This is a genomic window from Streptomyces nigra, assembly GCF_003074055.1.
Lineage (GTDB): Bacteria > Actinomycetota > Actinomycetes > Streptomycetales > Streptomycetaceae > Streptomyces > Streptomyces nigra.
Genome location: NZ_CP029043.1, coordinates 7,140,135 through 7,155,847 on the forward strand (window position 1 = coordinate 7,140,135; position 15,713 = coordinate 7,155,847).

Annotated in this window: 12 protein-coding genes and 1 pseudogene; 3 read left to right on the top strand and 10 right to left on the bottom strand. The window is 72.8% G+C overall.

Translation table 11 applies throughout. The annotated features are described in order from the left end of the window. Nucleotides 1-63 precede the first annotated feature (63 nt). Nucleotides 64-1,314: pseudogene (locus DC008_RS32810) on the top strand (cation:proton antiporter); the annotation flags it as partial. 96 nt (nt 1,315-1,410) lie between these two features. Continuing rightward, on the top strand, nt 1,411-1,743 hold the full coding sequence (locus tag DC008_RS35625) for a DUF3140 domain-containing protein (RefSeq protein ID WP_167457961.1): 333 nt from the start codon (nt 1,411-1,413) through the stop codon (nt 1,741-1,743). A gap of 3 nt (nt 1,744-1,746) precedes the next feature. On the opposite strand, the gene DC008_RS32815 is transcribed toward DC008_RS35625, so the two are convergent. The 7 genes from DC008_RS32815 to DC008_RS32845 form a co-directional block, all read right to left on the bottom strand. Then, nucleotides 1,747-2,205 carry an SRPBCC family protein gene (locus tag DC008_RS32815; RefSeq protein WP_108710117.1) on the bottom strand — a complete coding sequence of 153 codons (459 nt, stop codon included), beginning with the start codon at nt 2,203-2,205 and terminating at the stop codon, nt 1,747-1,749. 102 nt (nt 2,206-2,307) lie between these two features. Next, nucleotides 2,308-2,712, bottom strand: coding sequence for an ATP-binding protein (locus tag DC008_RS32820; RefSeq protein WP_235074817.1), 405 nt, complete (start codon nt 2,710-2,712; stop codon nt 2,308-2,310). Between the two features lie 74 nt (nt 2,713-2,786). Continuing rightward, a complete protein-coding gene (locus tag DC008_RS32825; RefSeq protein WP_108710119.1) occupies nt 2,787-3,158 on the bottom strand; it encodes an STAS domain-containing protein in 372 nt (123 codons plus the stop codon). Between the two features lie 129 nt (nt 3,159-3,287). Next, nucleotides 3,288-3,695: an STAS domain-containing protein gene (locus DC008_RS32830; protein ID WP_108710120.1), complete on the bottom strand. Its 408-nt coding sequence runs from the start codon at nt 3,693-3,695 to the stop codon at nt 3,288-3,290. Continuing rightward, nucleotides 3,692-4,798, bottom strand: coding sequence for a cobalamin B12-binding domain-containing protein (locus tag DC008_RS32835; protein WP_108710121.1), 1,107 nt, complete (start codon nt 4,796-4,798; stop codon nt 3,692-3,694). Before DC008_RS32835 ends, DC008_RS32830 begins: the two co-directional genes overlap by 4 nt. Beyond that, complete coding sequence (locus DC008_RS32840) at nt 4,795-6,453, bottom strand: PP2C family protein-serine/threonine phosphatase (RefSeq protein ID WP_108710122.1); 1,659 nt, start codon at nt 6,451-6,453, stop codon at nt 4,795-4,797. The genes DC008_RS32835 and DC008_RS32840 overlap by 4 nt, the downstream gene beginning before the upstream one ends. Before the next feature lie 143 nt (nt 6,454-6,596). Beyond that, complete coding sequence (locus DC008_RS32845) at nt 6,597-7,532, bottom strand: EamA family transporter (protein ID WP_164492408.1); 936 nt, start codon at nt 7,530-7,532, stop codon at nt 6,597-6,599. Nucleotides 7,533-7,580: 48 nt separating this feature from the next. Here DC008_RS32845 and DC008_RS32850 point away from each other — a divergent pair, with 48 nt between their 5' ends. Further along, nucleotides 7,581-8,096, top strand: coding sequence for a MarR family winged helix-turn-helix transcriptional regulator (locus DC008_RS32850; protein WP_108710975.1), 516 nt, complete (start codon nt 7,581-7,583; stop codon nt 8,094-8,096). Nucleotides 8,097-8,172: 76 nt separating this feature from the next. Here DC008_RS32850 and DC008_RS32855 read toward each other — a convergent pair whose 3' ends face one another. The 3 genes from DC008_RS32855 to DC008_RS32865 form a co-directional block, all read right to left on the bottom strand. Next, on the bottom strand, nt 8,173-8,730 hold the full coding sequence (locus tag DC008_RS32855; protein WP_108710124.1) for a Dps family protein: 558 nt from the start codon (nt 8,728-8,730) through the stop codon (nt 8,173-8,175). A gap of 147 nt (nt 8,731-8,877) precedes the next feature. Continuing rightward, complete coding sequence (locus DC008_RS32860) at nt 8,878-11,355, bottom strand: SpoIIE family protein phosphatase (protein ID WP_108710125.1); 2,478 nt, start codon at nt 11,353-11,355, stop codon at nt 8,878-8,880. A 73-nt stretch (nt 11,356-11,428) separates the two neighbouring features. After that, a complete protein-coding gene (locus DC008_RS32865) occupies nt 11,429-15,697 on the bottom strand; it encodes a HAMP domain-containing protein (protein ID WP_108710126.1) in 4,269 nt (1,422 codons plus the stop codon). Nucleotides 15,698-15,713: the final 16 nt, after the last annotated feature.

Below are 15,713 nucleotides of genomic sequence, written 5' to 3' on the forward strand. Positions count from 1 at the left end.
ACGGCCGTGGCTTCGTGCGACGCGTGGGAGCACACGGCATGACGGGAGGGTGGGCACGGGAACGTGACGATCGGCGATGCGGTGAGCGCGTGGCTGGGCGCCGGGGCGCTGCTCGCGGCGGTGCTGCCGCGGGTCGTGGCCGGACGGCCGCTGTCGCTGCCGCTGGTGTTCCTGGCGGCGGGCGTCGGCGTGTATCTGCTGCCCCTGCCGCTGCCCGAGGTCGATCCGGTGGCCGACCGGCTGGTCACCGAGCATGTCACCGAGATCGGGGTGATCATCGCGCTGATGGGCGCCGGGCTGGCCCTCAACCGGCCCGTGGGCCTGCGGCGCTGGGGCACCACCTGGCGGCTGCTGGGCATCACCATGCCGCTCACCGTCGTGGCGACCGCGCTGACCGCCTGGTGGCTGCTGGACTGGCCGCCCGCCGCCGCGCTCCTGCTCGCCGCGGTCCTCGCGCCGACCGACCCGGTGCTCGCCTCCGAGGTGCGGGTGGGGGAGCCCACCGAGGACCCGCACGACGAGGACGAGGTGCGCTTCTCCCTCACCAGTGAGGCGGGACTCAACGACGGGCTCGCGTTCCCCCTGACGTACGCGGCGCTGGCGCTGCTGGCCGCCGCGGGCAGCGGCTGGTCGGCCGACTGGATCGGCGGCTGGGTCGCCCACGACGTCCTCCTCAAGTGCGTGGTCGGGGTGGTGAGCGGTCTGGTCATCGGACGGCTCCTCGGCTGGCTGTTCTTCTGGACCCGCCGGCCGGTGCTGCGGCTGTCCGAACACCGCGAGGGCTTCGTCGCGGTGGGCGCCACCTTCCTGTCGTACGGCGTGACGGAGCTGGTCGGCGGCTACGGCTTCCTGGCCGTGTTCGTCACGGCCTGTGCGCTGCGCGCGGCGGAGCGCGCCCATGGCTTCCACAACGTCCTGCACGACTTCGTGGAGCAGATCGAGCGGCTGTTCACCGCCGCCGTGCTGTTCCTGCTGGGCGCCTTCGTCGCCCGGGGCGGCCTCGACGCGCTGACCTGGCAGGGCGCCGTCACCTCGGTGCTGCTGCTGGTGGTGATCCGCCCCTGGGCCGGCTGGTTCGGGCTGCTCGGCGGGCGGCCGGGGCGCCGGGAGCGCTGGGTGATCGCGGCCTACGGCATCCGTGGCATCGGCTCGCTGTACTACCTCGCGTACGCCCTCGGGCACCACGAGTTCCCGGTGCCGGCGCGGGAGCTGTGGGCGGTCGTGACGTTCACCGTGCTGGTCTCCGTCGTCGTGCACGGGGTGACGGCGGGCCCGGTGGTGGGCCGCCTCGACCGGTTGCGTGACAGGGGCGCGGAGAGCGCGCGGGACGGCGGACCAGAAGCTGCGGATCGAGCGCGGCCCTCGCAGTCTGGACGGGGGCGGCCCGGACACCGACGGAAGTGGGACGGCGTGGACGACGCGGAGCGCGAGGAGACCTGGAGCGACTTCCGGGACGTGGTGAACATGTCACCGTCCCGGCTCGACGAGTGGCTGGCGACCGACGAGTCGCGCGAGGCCGGGCAGCACAGGGACGGCGGCGAGTCCACCGGGCACGCCTCCGGGCGGCGGATCGCCGAGATCCTCCGTACGAAGAAGGACGACCTGACGGACGACGACTACGGGCACATGCGCAAGGTCGTCGGCTATGTCCGCCGCCATCTGGCACAGCGGCCGTCGGGAGACGTCGAGGACAGCCGCTGGCGGCACTCGCTGATGAACTGGGGGCACGACCCCCTGGCCTGACGGTCAGCGCGGGGCGATGGCCGCCTCCGCCGCGGTCCTGATCCGTTCGCCGAAGGCGGGCGCGTCCTTGCGGGCGGCGGCGACGGCCAGACCCACCAGGAGCTTGCCGACCCCGTGGCCCTCCAGGACGTTGTAGAGATGGACCCGGGTGCGGCCGTCGCCCAGCGGCTCCAGGTCGTAGCCGCCCTCGTCGGCGGTCACGCTGTTCTTCGACACCTCGGCCCAGCGGATCTTCGAGGGCGCCTGGAGCTCGGTGATGCGGAACTCCCGGGCGGTCTTCATCCCGGCGTCCTTGACGGTGCTCCGGAAGACGGTGCCCACGGTGGTCGGGGAGTCGGGGACCCGCTCGATGCGCTGCACGCGGGGGCTGAACTGGGGGTCGTTGCGGCCGTCGGCGAGATAGTCGAACACCGCGTCCACGGGCCGGTCGACCTCGAAGGTCGTCTCGAACTGTCCGGACATCGGCACTCCTCCCATGTCGGAGCCGTCGTCTGCCCGCGACCCTATGGGAGAGCGGGTCGGCCCGCTAGGCGAACGGGGGAATGCCCAGGCGTTCCGGCGTTCCTAGGCGCCGGGGCCGGCCGCCATGATCGCCCGGATGGTCTTGCCGTGTGCGGTCGGCGTCACGGTGACCTCGCGGCTGAGCTGTCGCACGAGGGGCCAGCCGAAGCCGCCGGGCGCGGTCGAGTGGGTGCGCTGCACCGTGTGCGGGGCGGCGGGCGAGGCGTCGGTGACGCTGATGGTGAGGGTCTCGCCGTCGAGGGTGGCGTCGAAGGCGACGAGCCCGCCGCCGTGCCGTACGGCGTTGGTGACGAGTTCGGTGACGACGAGCAGGATGTCGTCGACCGTGGTCGGGGAGGGCGACTCTCCCTGGGCGCGGGTGCCCAGGAGGGCGCGTACGTGGGAGCGGGCCATGGCGGCGGTGACGGGCCGCGCTTGAGGTTCGGCGGCGAGGTCTGCTGCGGTCACATCTCCTCCTTCATGTCCCACTTGCCCGTAACACCCCTTTCCCTGGTTCCCGCATCGCGGGCGAGTATGACTGGTCATCCCCGACGAGAAATGATCTCCTCGCGGATCAGGTCCAGGGCCGACGTCAGGTCCGGGGCCGTGGTGAACACGCGGGCGGTGTCCGTGAGGTCCAGCAGGCGCCGTACGAGAGGGCTCACCGCCATCAGGGCGAACGGGAGGCCGGCGGTGGCGTGGTCCTGCCGGGCGGTCAGCAGCGCCTGCAGCAGGGAGGAGTCGGCGAAGGTCACCCCGCCCAGGTCCACGACGGTGGCCAGGGCGGCGCCGTCGCGGGGCGCGGCAAGGGCGGCGGTGACGGCGTCGGCCTCGTCGGCGTCGAACTCGCCGGTGACCCGGACGACGCGCACGTCCTCGACCACGGTCTCGATGATCTCGGCTTCGTCGTTCACCGGGGCATTCTCACAGGTGCCCGCGCGCGTGAGAAAGGTGGGTGCGCACCCGTCCCCCCGCCCCCGCCCCCGCTCACCGCGAGCGGTGACGGCCGGGACCGGCTGGGCGCGGGGCGGATGCCGCACGGGTCACGTCCGGCCGGGCGGGGGTGCCGCGCCGGCCTCGCCGGACGCGTCCGGGGCGTCGGCGGCACGGCCCGCGGAGCCGTCGAAGAGCTCGGCGGTGCCGGTCATGTCCAGCAGGCGCCGCAGCGCCTCGGGCCGGTTGTCCAGGTGCAGGGGGGTCCCGGCCTCGGCACTGGCGCGCTGCACCATGAGCAGCGAGGCGAGGCCGAGCGAGTCGCACAGCGTCAGCCGGGCGCAGTCGAGGCGCAGCCGCCGGGGCGCCGGGTCGGCGCGCAGCAGGGCGCGCGCCGCCTCGGTGAACTCGTCGGCGCTGTCCCAGTCGAGGTCGCCGGTGATACGGATGTGCGCGTCACCGGTGGCGTCGAGGGCCGTGTCGAGGTGGAAGACGCTGTCGTCGGATGTGGTGCTCATACGGGGGCGCCGGGTCCGTGAGCGGGGGGACGGGCGGCACGCCGGCGCAGCGTGTCCCGTCCCTCGGCGAGCAGGCCGAGTGTGCGGGGGAAGTCCTTCAGCTCGCCCTGGAGCAGTTCCAGGGTGGGGTCCAGGACACGGGCGGGCACCCGGCGGGCCTCCAGGATGTCGGCCGTCCAGTCCAGGAACCCGGTGAACAGGGAGCTGTCGTCGGTGTAGAGGGCGCACGCGAGGAACTCCACGATGTGCAGCACGTCCTCGGCGGTGCGCTCGCGCTGCTCCTCGCTGTAGTCGCGCATCGCGGGCACCCGTTCCTCCAGCCCCGCCAGGGTGCTTCGGACCACCTGCCGTCTGGCGCGTGTCACCAGCGTGTACTCCTGGTCGACGAGGTGCGGCAGGTCGTCGACGCTCTGCCGGACGGCACCGCCGGCCGGGCGGGGCAGCCCGCGCTCCAGCAGTCCGGCGGCGGTCCGGGCGTCCGGGGCCCAGGCGTCGGCGCCCAGCAGCCGGGCGTAGCGGCCGTCGGCGCCGAAGGCGGCGCCCCCGGCGACGACCGGGATGCCGATGGCCTGGACGGCGGTGATCGCGCTGTGCGCGGCCGGCAGCCGCAGGGGCAGCGAGGACGACAGGGCCACGGCGGACGGCGCGGTGGCGTGCAGGTGGGCGATGAGATGCGGGGTCGGGACCTGGGCGCCGAGGAAGTCCACCCGGTGGCCGCGCAGCCGCAGCACCTCGGCGAGGAGCCGGGCGGGCAGGGCGTGCCACTCGCCGTCCACGCAGGCGACCGTCACCGTGACACGGGGGTCGTCGGTGGCCGGGGCGGGGACGCGGTGCGCCATGGCGGCGATGATCCGCTCGTGGATCGCGGTGGCGGAGTGCTCCTGGGCGACCGTGAAACGGTTCTCCGCCCAGGCGCGGCCGACCTCCCGCTGGGTGTGGGCGATGACGTCCAGGAGGATGTCCTGCGGTTCGGCGCCGTCGTCCAGCGCGGTGAACACCGCCCGGGCGGCGGCGTCCTCGTCGCGGGCGCACACCGCCTGCCACAGCTGCTCACGGGCCCGCTCGAGCGTCCCGTCCTCCTGCGCGGTCGTCATGTGGGTCATGCGGTGTACCTGCCCGCCGTATGGCCGTCCACGGCTGTGAGATGCGTCGTACGGGGCGCGGTGATCGCCATCACCGCGATGTCGTCGTGCCGGTTGTCGCCGATCCACTCGGCGACGAGCATGTGGATCCGCTCGACGACGGCCTCCGCGGGCATCCCGGCGCAATCGGCCAGCGCCGCCCGCAGCCGGTCGTCGCCGAACATCACGTCGCCGAGCGGCCCGCCCCGGGCCTCGGTGACCCCGTCGGTGAACAGCAGACAGCTCTCGCCCGGCCGCAGATCCACCTCGGCGGTGGTCGACTTCACGTCGGGCAGCACGCCGATCAGGGTGCCGGACGTGGGCGCCTCCTCGACGGTGCCGTCCTGCCGGACGATCAGCGGCAGCGGGTGCCCGGCGCTGGTCAGCGACAGATGCGTGGTGTTCTCCTGGCGCAGCACCGAGGCCAGCACCAGGGTGGAGAACCGGGTGTGCCGGCTGTTCAGCAGCGTGCCGTTGAGCAGGCGCAGCAGATGCTGGTGGTCGCCGGCCAGCGGGAGCAGCGCCTGGAGCGTGCTGCGGATCTTCCCGGTGAGCACGGCGGCCTCCAGGCCCTTGCCGCACACGTCGCCCAGCACGGCGAGGGTCTTGTCGCCGGGGGCGGCGCCGGGGTGGACGTCGTAGAAGTCCCCGCCGACGCGCTCGGTGTCCTGGGCGGTCCGGTAGCTGCCGGCGAACTCCACGCCGTGCACCCGGCGCAGCATCGGCGGCAGCAGGTCCGCCATGAGCGTGGCGGTGATGGACGTCTGCTCCATGTAGAGGCGGGCCGCGGACAGTGCGGCGCCCGCGCGGGCGGCGAAGACCCGTGCGAAGGACTCCTCGGAGGCGTCGAAGGCGGCGTGGTCGCTGCGCCGCAGCAGGATCAGGGCGCCGGCCGGGACGCCGTGCCCGGGCAGGGGAGTGACCACGACCGAGCCCACCGGACCGTCGAAACCCTCCGGCACGGCCCACTCGGGCAGCGCGGACGGGTCGATCCAGCGGGACGGCACGGGCGGGAAGCCCTGCAGGGCCTCCTTGAGGCCGGGCACGTCGGCGGGCTCGATCCGGGCCGTCCGGTGGACGACGCCGTCCCCGGCGCAGAGCGACAACGGGTGGCGGCGTCCGGCGGCGGGGGCGACGAGGACGGCCGCGTCGGCCAGGTACCGGGTCGCCAGCTCCACGGCCACCTCCATGCACCGCTCGGTGTTGAGGGACGCGAGCAGCCGGCTGGAGGCCTCGGCGAGAAAGCCGTGACGTTCCTTCTCGTTCCTGAGGGCCGTCTCCGCGAGTTCGCGGTGGGTGTCGTCGACGAGCCACCACACCACCTGGCCGTCCGCGCCGGGTGTCGCGTGCGCCTCCAGCGTCCACTGCCCGTGACGGCCGCGTACGGGCCCGCCGGCGTCCTCGCCGCCCGTGACGGCGGCGCGCCGGTGGCCCTCGACGAGCCAGTCCGGTGCCACGTCGGCGAGCGGGATGCCGGGGCCGGCCGCGGGGAAGAGCCGGGCGGCCTGTGCGTTGATCTCCACGAGGGCCCCGGCCGTGTCCACGACCAGAGCGGGGTAGGGTGCCCGCATCCACGCGGTACCCACGGACGACAAGAGCTCCTGCCCCTGGGGCAAGGAGCCTTCAACACGCGTCATGAATTCGTCAGCTCCGCACCTGTCGGACCTGATCACCCTTCGCTCGACGACAACGGTCACACTTCCTCCCGAGCCTCGCAGCACAGTGCGCGGCCCGTCAATCTCGGCCGGAAGCGGCCGACGGCGGCGGGAAGTCCCCGCTCTCAGCGGGTCCCGCGCCGTACACCGTGCGAAGCGCGATCCCTCCGGGTACCCGGATCGTTCGGGGCGTAACGCGCCGCCGGGGCCGCAGCGGGCGGCCGGGGCCGGCCCAGGGCGACCCCGAGCAGCACCAGGGCGAGTCCGCCGTACTGCTTCAGGGTCAGCGCCTCACCGGCGACCGCGACCCCGAGGAGCACCCCGGTGACGGGATTGAGGAGTCCGACGAGTCCCACGGTCCCCGCCGGCAGATGGCGCAGCCCGGTGAACCAGGCGACGAAGGCGAGCGCGGTGGCCACCAGGCCGGTGAACGCGAAGGCGAGCAGCGCGGGGCCGGACAGCGCGGGCGGGCCGCCCTCCACCGCCACCGCGAACGGCAGCAGGAGCAGGCCGCCCGCCGTGAGCTGCCAGGCGGTCGAGGCGAGCACGTCGACGTCCGTGCTCCACCGCTTGGTCAGGATGTGACCGAAGGCCGAGACGAGCATCGCCGCCCCGGAGGCGAGCACCCCCGGCACGCTCACCGACTCGCCGCCCGTCAGCACCATCAGACACACCCCGGCCAGCCCGGTCGCCGCACCGGCCAGATGCGCGAGGCCGGGCCGCTCGGACACCAGCGCCCAGGCGATGAGCAGCATCGCCACCGGGGAGGCCGCCATCACCGTCGACGCGACGCTCGTGGGCAGCAGCTGGGAGGCGGCGTAGACGAGGACGAAGAACACGCTCACATTGAGCAGGCCGAGTATCGCGGCGCGCCCCCACCAGGCCCCGCGCGGGAGCTTCCGGCACAGGGCCAGCAGCACGAGCCCGGCGGGCAGCGCCCGCAGCGCGGCTCCGTGGAGCGGCCGGTCGGCCGGGAGATACGCATGGGTGACGTAGTAGTTGGCCCCCCAGGCCACCGGCGCGAACGCGGTGATCGACACCCACCGCATATTGGCTTCCATGGAAGACAATATAGCTTCCCGAGAAGCTATTGTGATGGGATGGACGGCATGGAACCTGGTGAACCCCTCGACCGCGTGGCCCGCATCCAGGCGGAATGGCGCCGGGAACGGCCCGACGTGGACATCCGCCCCCAGGGCGTGATCGGCCGGCTGCACCGCCTGGCCGACCGGCTGACCGGGGAACTCGCCCTCGTCTACGGCCACTACGGGCTCAGCGAGGGCGAGTTCGACGTGCTGTGCGCGCTGCGCCGCGCCGGGGAGCCCTACGAGCGGGCACCGGGCGAGCTCGCGGCCCACACCATGGTCACCACCGGCGCCATGACGAAGCGGATCGACCGCCTGGAGCGCGCCGGACTCGTCACCCGCCGCCGCTCCGCCGACGACCAGCGCGGCCGGATCGTGGCCCTCACCCCGCCCGGCCGGGAACTGATCGACCGCGCCTTCACCGACCACATGCGCAACGAACGGCGGCTGCTGGACCTGCTCTCGCCCGACGAGGCCGACACCCTGGAGACCCTGCTGACCACCTGGCTGTCCCGCCTCGACGAGCCACGGAGCACCTGAAGACACGGAAGAGCCCCGGCCGCCTGTCGCGACCGGGGCTCTTCTCCGAACGGGTGAGGGCGCCCGCCCTCACCGGTCACCGCTTGGCGGCCTCGGCCGCCTCCGTCTCCGTACCGGCCCGCGCCGTCGTCAGCGTGCCGCCCGCGTTCTCCAGGTGCGCCCGGACGAACCACTGGAACTGCTCCAGGTCCCGCAGCTGCTCGATGAGCAGGTCCTCCGTGGCCGGGTCGATCTCCCCGACGGCCTTGATGGCGTCCCGGACGTCCTCGATGACCCCGGTGTAGACGAGGTCCAGCGCGCCGAGGTGCGCCAGCGCGTCCTCCCGGCCGATCGAGTAGTCGTCCCAGGTCCGCTCCTTGACCAGGGAACCCGGCGTGCCCTGCGCGACCCCGCCGAGGGCGGCGATGCGCTCGGCCGTGTCGTCGGCCATGTCGCGTACCCGGTCGACCTGCGGGTCGATCATCTGGTGCACGGCGATGAAGTGCGGGCCCACCACGTTCCAGTGCACGTGCTTGAGCGTGAGGTGAAGGTCGTTGAGGGCGTGCAGCCGCAGGCGCAGGACGTCGATGAGCCGCCCCGCCGCCTCGCGCTCGATGCCGGGCACCGTGTACTTGGGGGTGAGGTCCTTCGCCATGTTCGCTACTCCTCTTCAGAAAGGGTGAAGTAGGAATCAGGTGCCCTGCTTTCGCCGGGGCAGACCTGTGATGCGCCTTTCATTCACTGATCGGACCACCGGGCCGTGGACCGGTCGGGTGAGCGCCACCCGGCCGGTCCACGGTCCTCAGGCCACCCGGACGCCGACGATGCAGGTGTCGTCGTCCGTGTCCGACCTGCTGTACGTGAGCAGCCGGTCCAGCTGCTGCTCCAGTGTGGGCGGCACCGTCCGCGCGGCCACCAGCAGCTGCGTCAGCGACTCCTCCACCGACCGGTCCCGCCGCTCGATCAGACCGTCCGTGTACATCAGCAGGGTGTCGTCCACGGCCAGCTGGACCTCACCCTCCTCGTACGTCGCCTCCGGCACCGCGCCCAGCAGCAGGCCCTTGACCAGCGGCAGCGGACTGGCCTCGGTGCCGCGCACCAGCACCGGCGGCAGATGCCCGGCCCGCGCCCACCGAAGCGTGTGCCGCTCCGGGTCGTACAGGGCACAGACGGCCGTCGCCGTCACCCCGCCGGTCAGATGGTGGACGACCATGTTGAGCCAGGACAGCAGCTGGGCGGGGCCGGCACCCGTCACCGCGAGGCCGCGCAGCGCGTTGCGCAGCACCACCATGCTGGTCGCCGCGTCTATGCCGTGACCGGCGACGTCCCCCACGCACAGCAGCACCAGCCGCGACGGCAGCACGACCGCGTCGTACCAGTCGCCGCCGACCAGATGCTGGGTCTCGGCAGGCCGGTAGCGCACCGCCACCCGCAGGCCGGGGGCGTCCAGCGGGGCCTGCGTGGGCGGCATGATCGCGTGCTGGAGCTGCAGGGCCAGCCGGTTGCGCTCGCTGGCCTGCTGCTCGGAGTGGGCGAGCTGGTCCCGGGTGGCGGCCAGCGCCACCTCCGTCCAGTGGTGCGCGGAGATGTCCTGGTAGGCGCCCCGGACGACGAACAGCCGGCCGTCCGTGTCCAGCTCCGGCTCGGCGACCACCCGGATGTGCCGGGTCACACCGTCCGGCCGCTGCAGCCGGAACGCCGTCGAGGCGGGCCTGCGCTGGTGCAGCAGCGTGCGCAGGAACCGCCCGATGGACACCGCGTCGTCCGGGTGGGCGTGCGCCGGCAGGTTCTCCAGCGGGATCGGGCCGTCGGACGGCGGCTTGCCGTACAGGTCGTACAGCTGGACGTTCCAGGTGATCTCACCGGTCAGCAGGTTCTCCTCGAACCCGCCGATGCGGCCGAGGCGCTGCGCGTGCTGGAGGAGACTCGCCAGCCGTGCCGTCTCGTCCTCCATGCGCCAGATCAGCAGGACGCAGGCGCCGTGCCGGCTCGCGTGGATGTCCGCGACCGCCGCCAGCGGCACCTCGTCCACCAGCGCGGTCAGCCGCATCCGCCGGGCCCGGAACGGCTCACCCGTGGCGTAGACCCGCTCGACATGGTCGAACAGCTCGCTCTCCCCGGCGGCCATCGGATACGCCTCCAGCAGCAGCGAACCGGTGACGACGCTCCGGGGCCGGCCGCTCGGGTCGAGGAAACGGCTGTTGACGTGGTGGATGCGGAAGTCGACCAGCTCGCCCTCCGCGTCCAGATACGGCAGCAGCACCAGCGCGGGATCGTGCAGTCCGTCGGCCAGGTCCATCAGCTCGGCCACGTCCGGCAGCCCGCCCGGACGCCACTCGTCGCCCGGACGGGGCGGCGTCGACGTCTCCAGGGTGTGCGCGCACAGCTCGGCCAGCGCCTCCACCTGACGGACGATCTGCGGGGACTGCGGCTCGATCGGCCCCGGCCACACGATCTCCAGCACACCGTGGATCCGGCCGCCCGTGCCCGCCGGTACGGCCGCCCGGCCGCCGTCCGGATGGAGGTGCTGGCCGATCGAGGGCAGCTGGGTGTCGGACAGACAGCCGATCCAGTGCCCCGACCGCTCACCGAGTCCGCGCCGCGCCACGGTCGCCACGCCCGGCGGGACGTACCGCCAGCGCCCCGCCTCCGCCGTCGAGAACCCGGCGCTGCCCGCCAGCGTCAGCGAGCCGTCGGAGCCCAGCGCCCAGATGGCCACGGCCTCCGCGCCGATCGGCCGCAGGGCGTGCTCCATCAAGGACTCGGCCACGGCCTGCGCGTCATGCGCGGCCAGCGCCCCGCTCTCGGCGGCCCGCAACCGCACCGCCGACGCGCCGCTGTCGGGGTCCTCGGCCGTGCTCGCGAGGAACGCGCTGGTCACCTCCGCGACCCGGTCCCGGGCCGCCTGGTTGATGACCTCGACGGCGAACTCCAGCGGGGACATGCCCGCCTGCTCGGTCAGCTCGGCGAGCTGCCGGGCCGCCTGCGCCGGACCACAGCCCAGACGCTCCACGAGGATGCCCTTGGCCAGCTCGATCAGGGCCCGCCCGTCGGCCTCGGCCTGCGCCGCGCGCACCTCCCGGCGCAGCCGCTCCACGGTCGCCGCGAGTCTGCCGACGGGGGAGCGCTGCGCGTCGCCGTCGCCGGCCGGCACCTCGATCACCGCGAGGTCGTCGCCGTCGGGGAGGGCGACGGCGGTGGACAGCTCCTCGGGCGGCGGCTCGGCGCCGGGGGGAGCACCGGTGGGCTCCGGCTCGGCCGGCTGAAGTGGATGGCTCACGGTTGACCTGTTCGTCGGCGGGGACGTCCGGGGACGCCGGGCGGTCGGCGGTACGCGGCGGTGCGACCGCCCGTCACGGCGACAGCCAGCGCTGGACCCGGCTGATGAGGTCGTTGGTGTCGACGGGCTTGGTGACGTAGTCGTTGGCCCCGGACGCCAGGCTCTTCTCCTGGTCGCCCGGCATCGCCTTCGCGGTGACGGCGATGATCGGCAGATCCGCGTACTGGGGCATCGCGCGGATCTCCGCGGTGGCCGCGTAGCCGTCCATCTCCGGCATCATCACGTCCATCAGGACCAGCGAGACGTCCGGGTGCGCCAGCAGCGTCTCGATGCCCCGGCGGCCGTTGTCGGCGTGCAGCACCTGGAAGCCGTGCAGCTCCAGCGCCCCGCTGAGCGCGAACAGGTTGCGCGCGTCGTCGTCCACCACCAGCACGGTACGGCCCGCGAACGCGCTGTCCACGACCTGTGTCATCGCCCGCTGCGGCTCCTCGGGACGCACCAGCTGCAGCACGTCCCCCGGCTCCTCGGCGGAAAGGTGCAGGGTGATGCGCTCGCGCAGCTCGTCCAGGCTGGAGAGGAAGTCCAGCGGCCGGCCGCTGGCCCGCGAGCGCAGCGCCTGCTCCCGCGCCTGGTCCACATGGTGACCGGTGTGCACGAGCACCGGCACGCTCGCCAGCGCCGAGTCGCCCTCCATGGCCTGCAGCAGCCGCGCGCCCTCCTCGTCGGCCATGCCGAGCTCCAGGACCACACAGTGGCAGGGCTCGGCGGCCAGGGTGCTCGCCGCCTCCTGCGCCCCGACGGCCGTGATGATGTCGATCGCGCCGAGCCGGTCGTCGGCGTCCGGCGCGATGTCCGCGACGGCCCGCTCGGCGACCAGGGTGAGCAGACCGCGAGTGCGGCCCTCGACGACGAGCAGCCGGCGTCTGCGCTGTTCGGGCGCCTTGACGGAAGAGGTCTCCGAGGCGGCGGCCGGCAGCAGTTCGGCCGTCGCGTCCTGCTGCTCCGGGGACCGGGCGGTGCCGTCGAGCACCCCCTCGAAGTCGGCCCGCGCCACCGGCAGATACAGCGTGAACGTGCTGCCCTGGCCGGGCGTGCTCTCCACGGTGACCGCGCCGCCCAGCAGATGGGCGATCTCCCGGGTGATCGACAGACCGAGGCCGGTGCCGCCGTACTTGCGGCTGGTCGTGCCGTCCGCCTGCTGGAACGCCCCGAAGATCGTCTCCAGTTGCTGCTTGGGGATGCCGATACCGGAGTCCTTGACCCGGAAGGCCACGACGGGACCGCCGCGCAGGACGCCCATGGGCACCTCCCGGTCCGCGGCCGGCTCGATCCGCAGCTCGACGCCGCCCTGCTCGGTGAACTTCACCGCGTTCGACAGCAGGTTGCGCAGCACCTGCCGCAGCCGGGAGCCGTCGGTGAGCAGGTCGGCCGGTGTGCCCGGCGCGGTCGCCACCGCGAACTCCAGGCTCTTCTGCGTCGTCATCGGGCGGAACGTCGCCTCGACGTACTCCAGCAGCTCACGCAGCGGCACCCGCTCCGGCGTGACGTCCATCTTGCCCGCCTCGACCTTCGAGAGGTCGAGGATGTCGTTGATCAACTGGAGCAGGTCCGAGCCCGCGGAGTGGATGATGCCCGCGTACTCCACCTGCTTCGGCGTGAGGTTGCGCGACGGGTTCTGTGCCAGCAACTGGGCCAGGATCAGCAGGCTGTTGAGCGGGGTGCGCAGCTCGTGGCTCATGTTGGCCAGGAACTCCGACTTGTACTTGGAGGCCAGCGCCAGCTCCTGCGCGCGGGTCTCCAGCTCCTGCCGGGCCTGCTCGATCTGCAGGTTCTTCGCCTCGATGTCGCGGTTCTGCGAGGCCAGCAGGGACGCCTTCTCCTCCAGCTCCGCGTTGGAGCGCTGCAGTTCGTCCTGCTGCACCTGCAACTCCTCGGAGCGCTCCTGGAGTTCGGCCGTGAGGCGCTGCGACTCCTCCAGCAGCTCGTCGGTGCGCGCGTTGGCCACGATGGTGTTCAGGTTGACGCCGATGGTCGGCATCAGCTGCGTCAGGAAGTCCTGGTGGATCTGGGTGAAGCGGGTGACGGAGGCCAGCTCGATCACGCCGAGGACCTGGTCCTCGACCACGATGGGCAGCACCACCAGGGCGCGCGGCACCGTCTGCCCGAGGCCGGAGGAGATGGTCACGTAGTCCTCCGGCAGCTCCTCGACGCTGACCGTACGGCGGTTGCGCGCGGCCTGCCCGAGCAGTGAGCGGCCCACCCGGATGCGCTCCGGCCGGTCGGTGGCGTCGGGGTAGCCGTACGACCCCACGAGCCGCAGCTCCGGGCCGCGGTCGCTGTCCTCGGCCGCGTAGAAGGCCCCGTACTGCGCGGACACCAGCGGGGCGAGCTCGTCCATGATGAGCTCGGCGACGACCGGCAGGTCGCGGTGGCCCTGCATCAGGCCGGAGATCCGGGCCAGGTTGGTCTTGAGCCAGTCCTGCTCCTGGTTGGCCCGGGTGGTCTCCCGCAGCGAGCCCACCATGGAGTTGATGTTGTCCTTCAGCTCGGCGACCTCGCCGGACGCCTCCACGGTGATCGAGCGGGTCAGGTCGCCCTCGGCGACCGCGCTGGCCACCTCGGCGATGGCCCGGACCTGCCGGGTGAGGTTCCCGGCCAGCTCGTTGACGTTCTCCGTGAGCCGCTTCCAGGTGCCCTCGACGCCCTCGACCTCCGCCTGCCCGCCGAGCCGGCCCTCGCTGCCGACCTCCCGGGCCACACGGGTGACCTCGGCGGCGAACGACGACAGCTGGTCGACCATCGTGTTGATGGTGGTCTTCAGCTCCAGGATCTCGCCGCGGGCGTCGACGTCGATCTTCTTCGACAGGTCGCCGTTGGCCACCGCTGTCGTCACCAGGGCGATGTTGCGGACCTGACCGGTCAGGTTGTTCGCCATGGAGTTGACGTTGTCGGTGAGGTCCTTCCAGGTGCCCGCCACGTTCGGGACGTGCGCCTGGCCGCCGAGCCGGCCCTCGGTGCCGACCTCGCGGGCGACACGGGTGACCTCGTCGGCGAACGCGGACAGCGTGTCGACCATGGTGTTGATGACGTCCGCGAGGGCCGCGACCTCGCCCTTGGCCTCGACGGTGATCTTCTGCGACAGGTCGCCGCGGGCGACGGCGGTGGCGACCTTGGCGATCGAGCGGACCTGACCGGTCAGGTTGGACGCCATCACGTTGACGTTGTCGGTGAGGTCCTTCCAGGTGCCCGACACGCCCCGGACGACGGCCTGCCCGCCGAGGTTGCCCTCGGTGCCCACCTCGCGGGCGACGCGGGTGACCTCGTCGGCGAACGCGGAGAGCTGGTCGACCATCGTGTTGATGGTGGTCTTGAGCTCCAGGATCTCGCCGCGCGCGTCCACGGTGATCTTCTGGGAGAGGTCGCCCTGCGCGACGGCCGTGGCGACCTGGGCGACATTGCGGACCTGCGCGGTGAGGTTGCCCGCCATGAAGTTCACGGAGTCCGTGAGGTCCCGCCAGGTGCCCTTGACCCCCTTGACGTCCGCCTGCCCGCCGAGGCGTCCCTCGGTGCCGACCTCCCGGGCGACGCGGGTCACCTCGTCACCGAAGGCGGAGAGCTGGTCGACCATCGTGTTGATGGTGTTCTTCAGCTGGAGGATCTCGCCGCGCGCGTCGACCGTGATCTTCTGGGAGAGGTCGCCCTGCGCGACCGCGGTGGTCACCTGGGCGATGTTGCGGACCTGGGACGTCAGGTTGCCCGCCATGAAGTTGACCGAGTCGGTCAGGTCGCGCCACACGCCGCCGACCCCGGGCACCTGGGCCTGGCCGCCCAGCCGGCCCTCGCTGCCGACCTCGCGGGCGACGCGGGTCACCTCGTCGGCGAACGCGGAGAGCTGGTCGACCATCGTGTTGACGGTCTCCTTGAGCTGCAGGATCTCGCCGCGCGCCGGGACGTCGACCTTCTGCGACAGATCGCCCTTGGCGACCGCCGTGGCCACCTGCGCGATGTCCCGCACCTGGGTGGTGAGGTTGCCCGCCATGGCGTTGACGGAGTCGGTCAGGTCCGCCCAGGTGCCGGAGACGCCCGGCACCTCCGCCTGGCCGCCCAGGGTGCCCTCGGTGCCCACCTCGCGGGCCACCCGGGTGACCTCGGAGGTGAACACGGACAGCTGGTCGACCATGCCGTTGAAGACGTTGGCGATGTCTCCGACCAGGCCCTCGCCGTCGGACGGCAGCCGGGTGCCGAAGTCACCGTCGCGTACGGCGGTCAGCCCGGCCAGCAGCTGCCGAAGCTCCTGGTCACCCGGGGCGGTCTCGACGGCCTCGGTCGTCTTGCTGGTCATGCGCACCCTCGTTCCG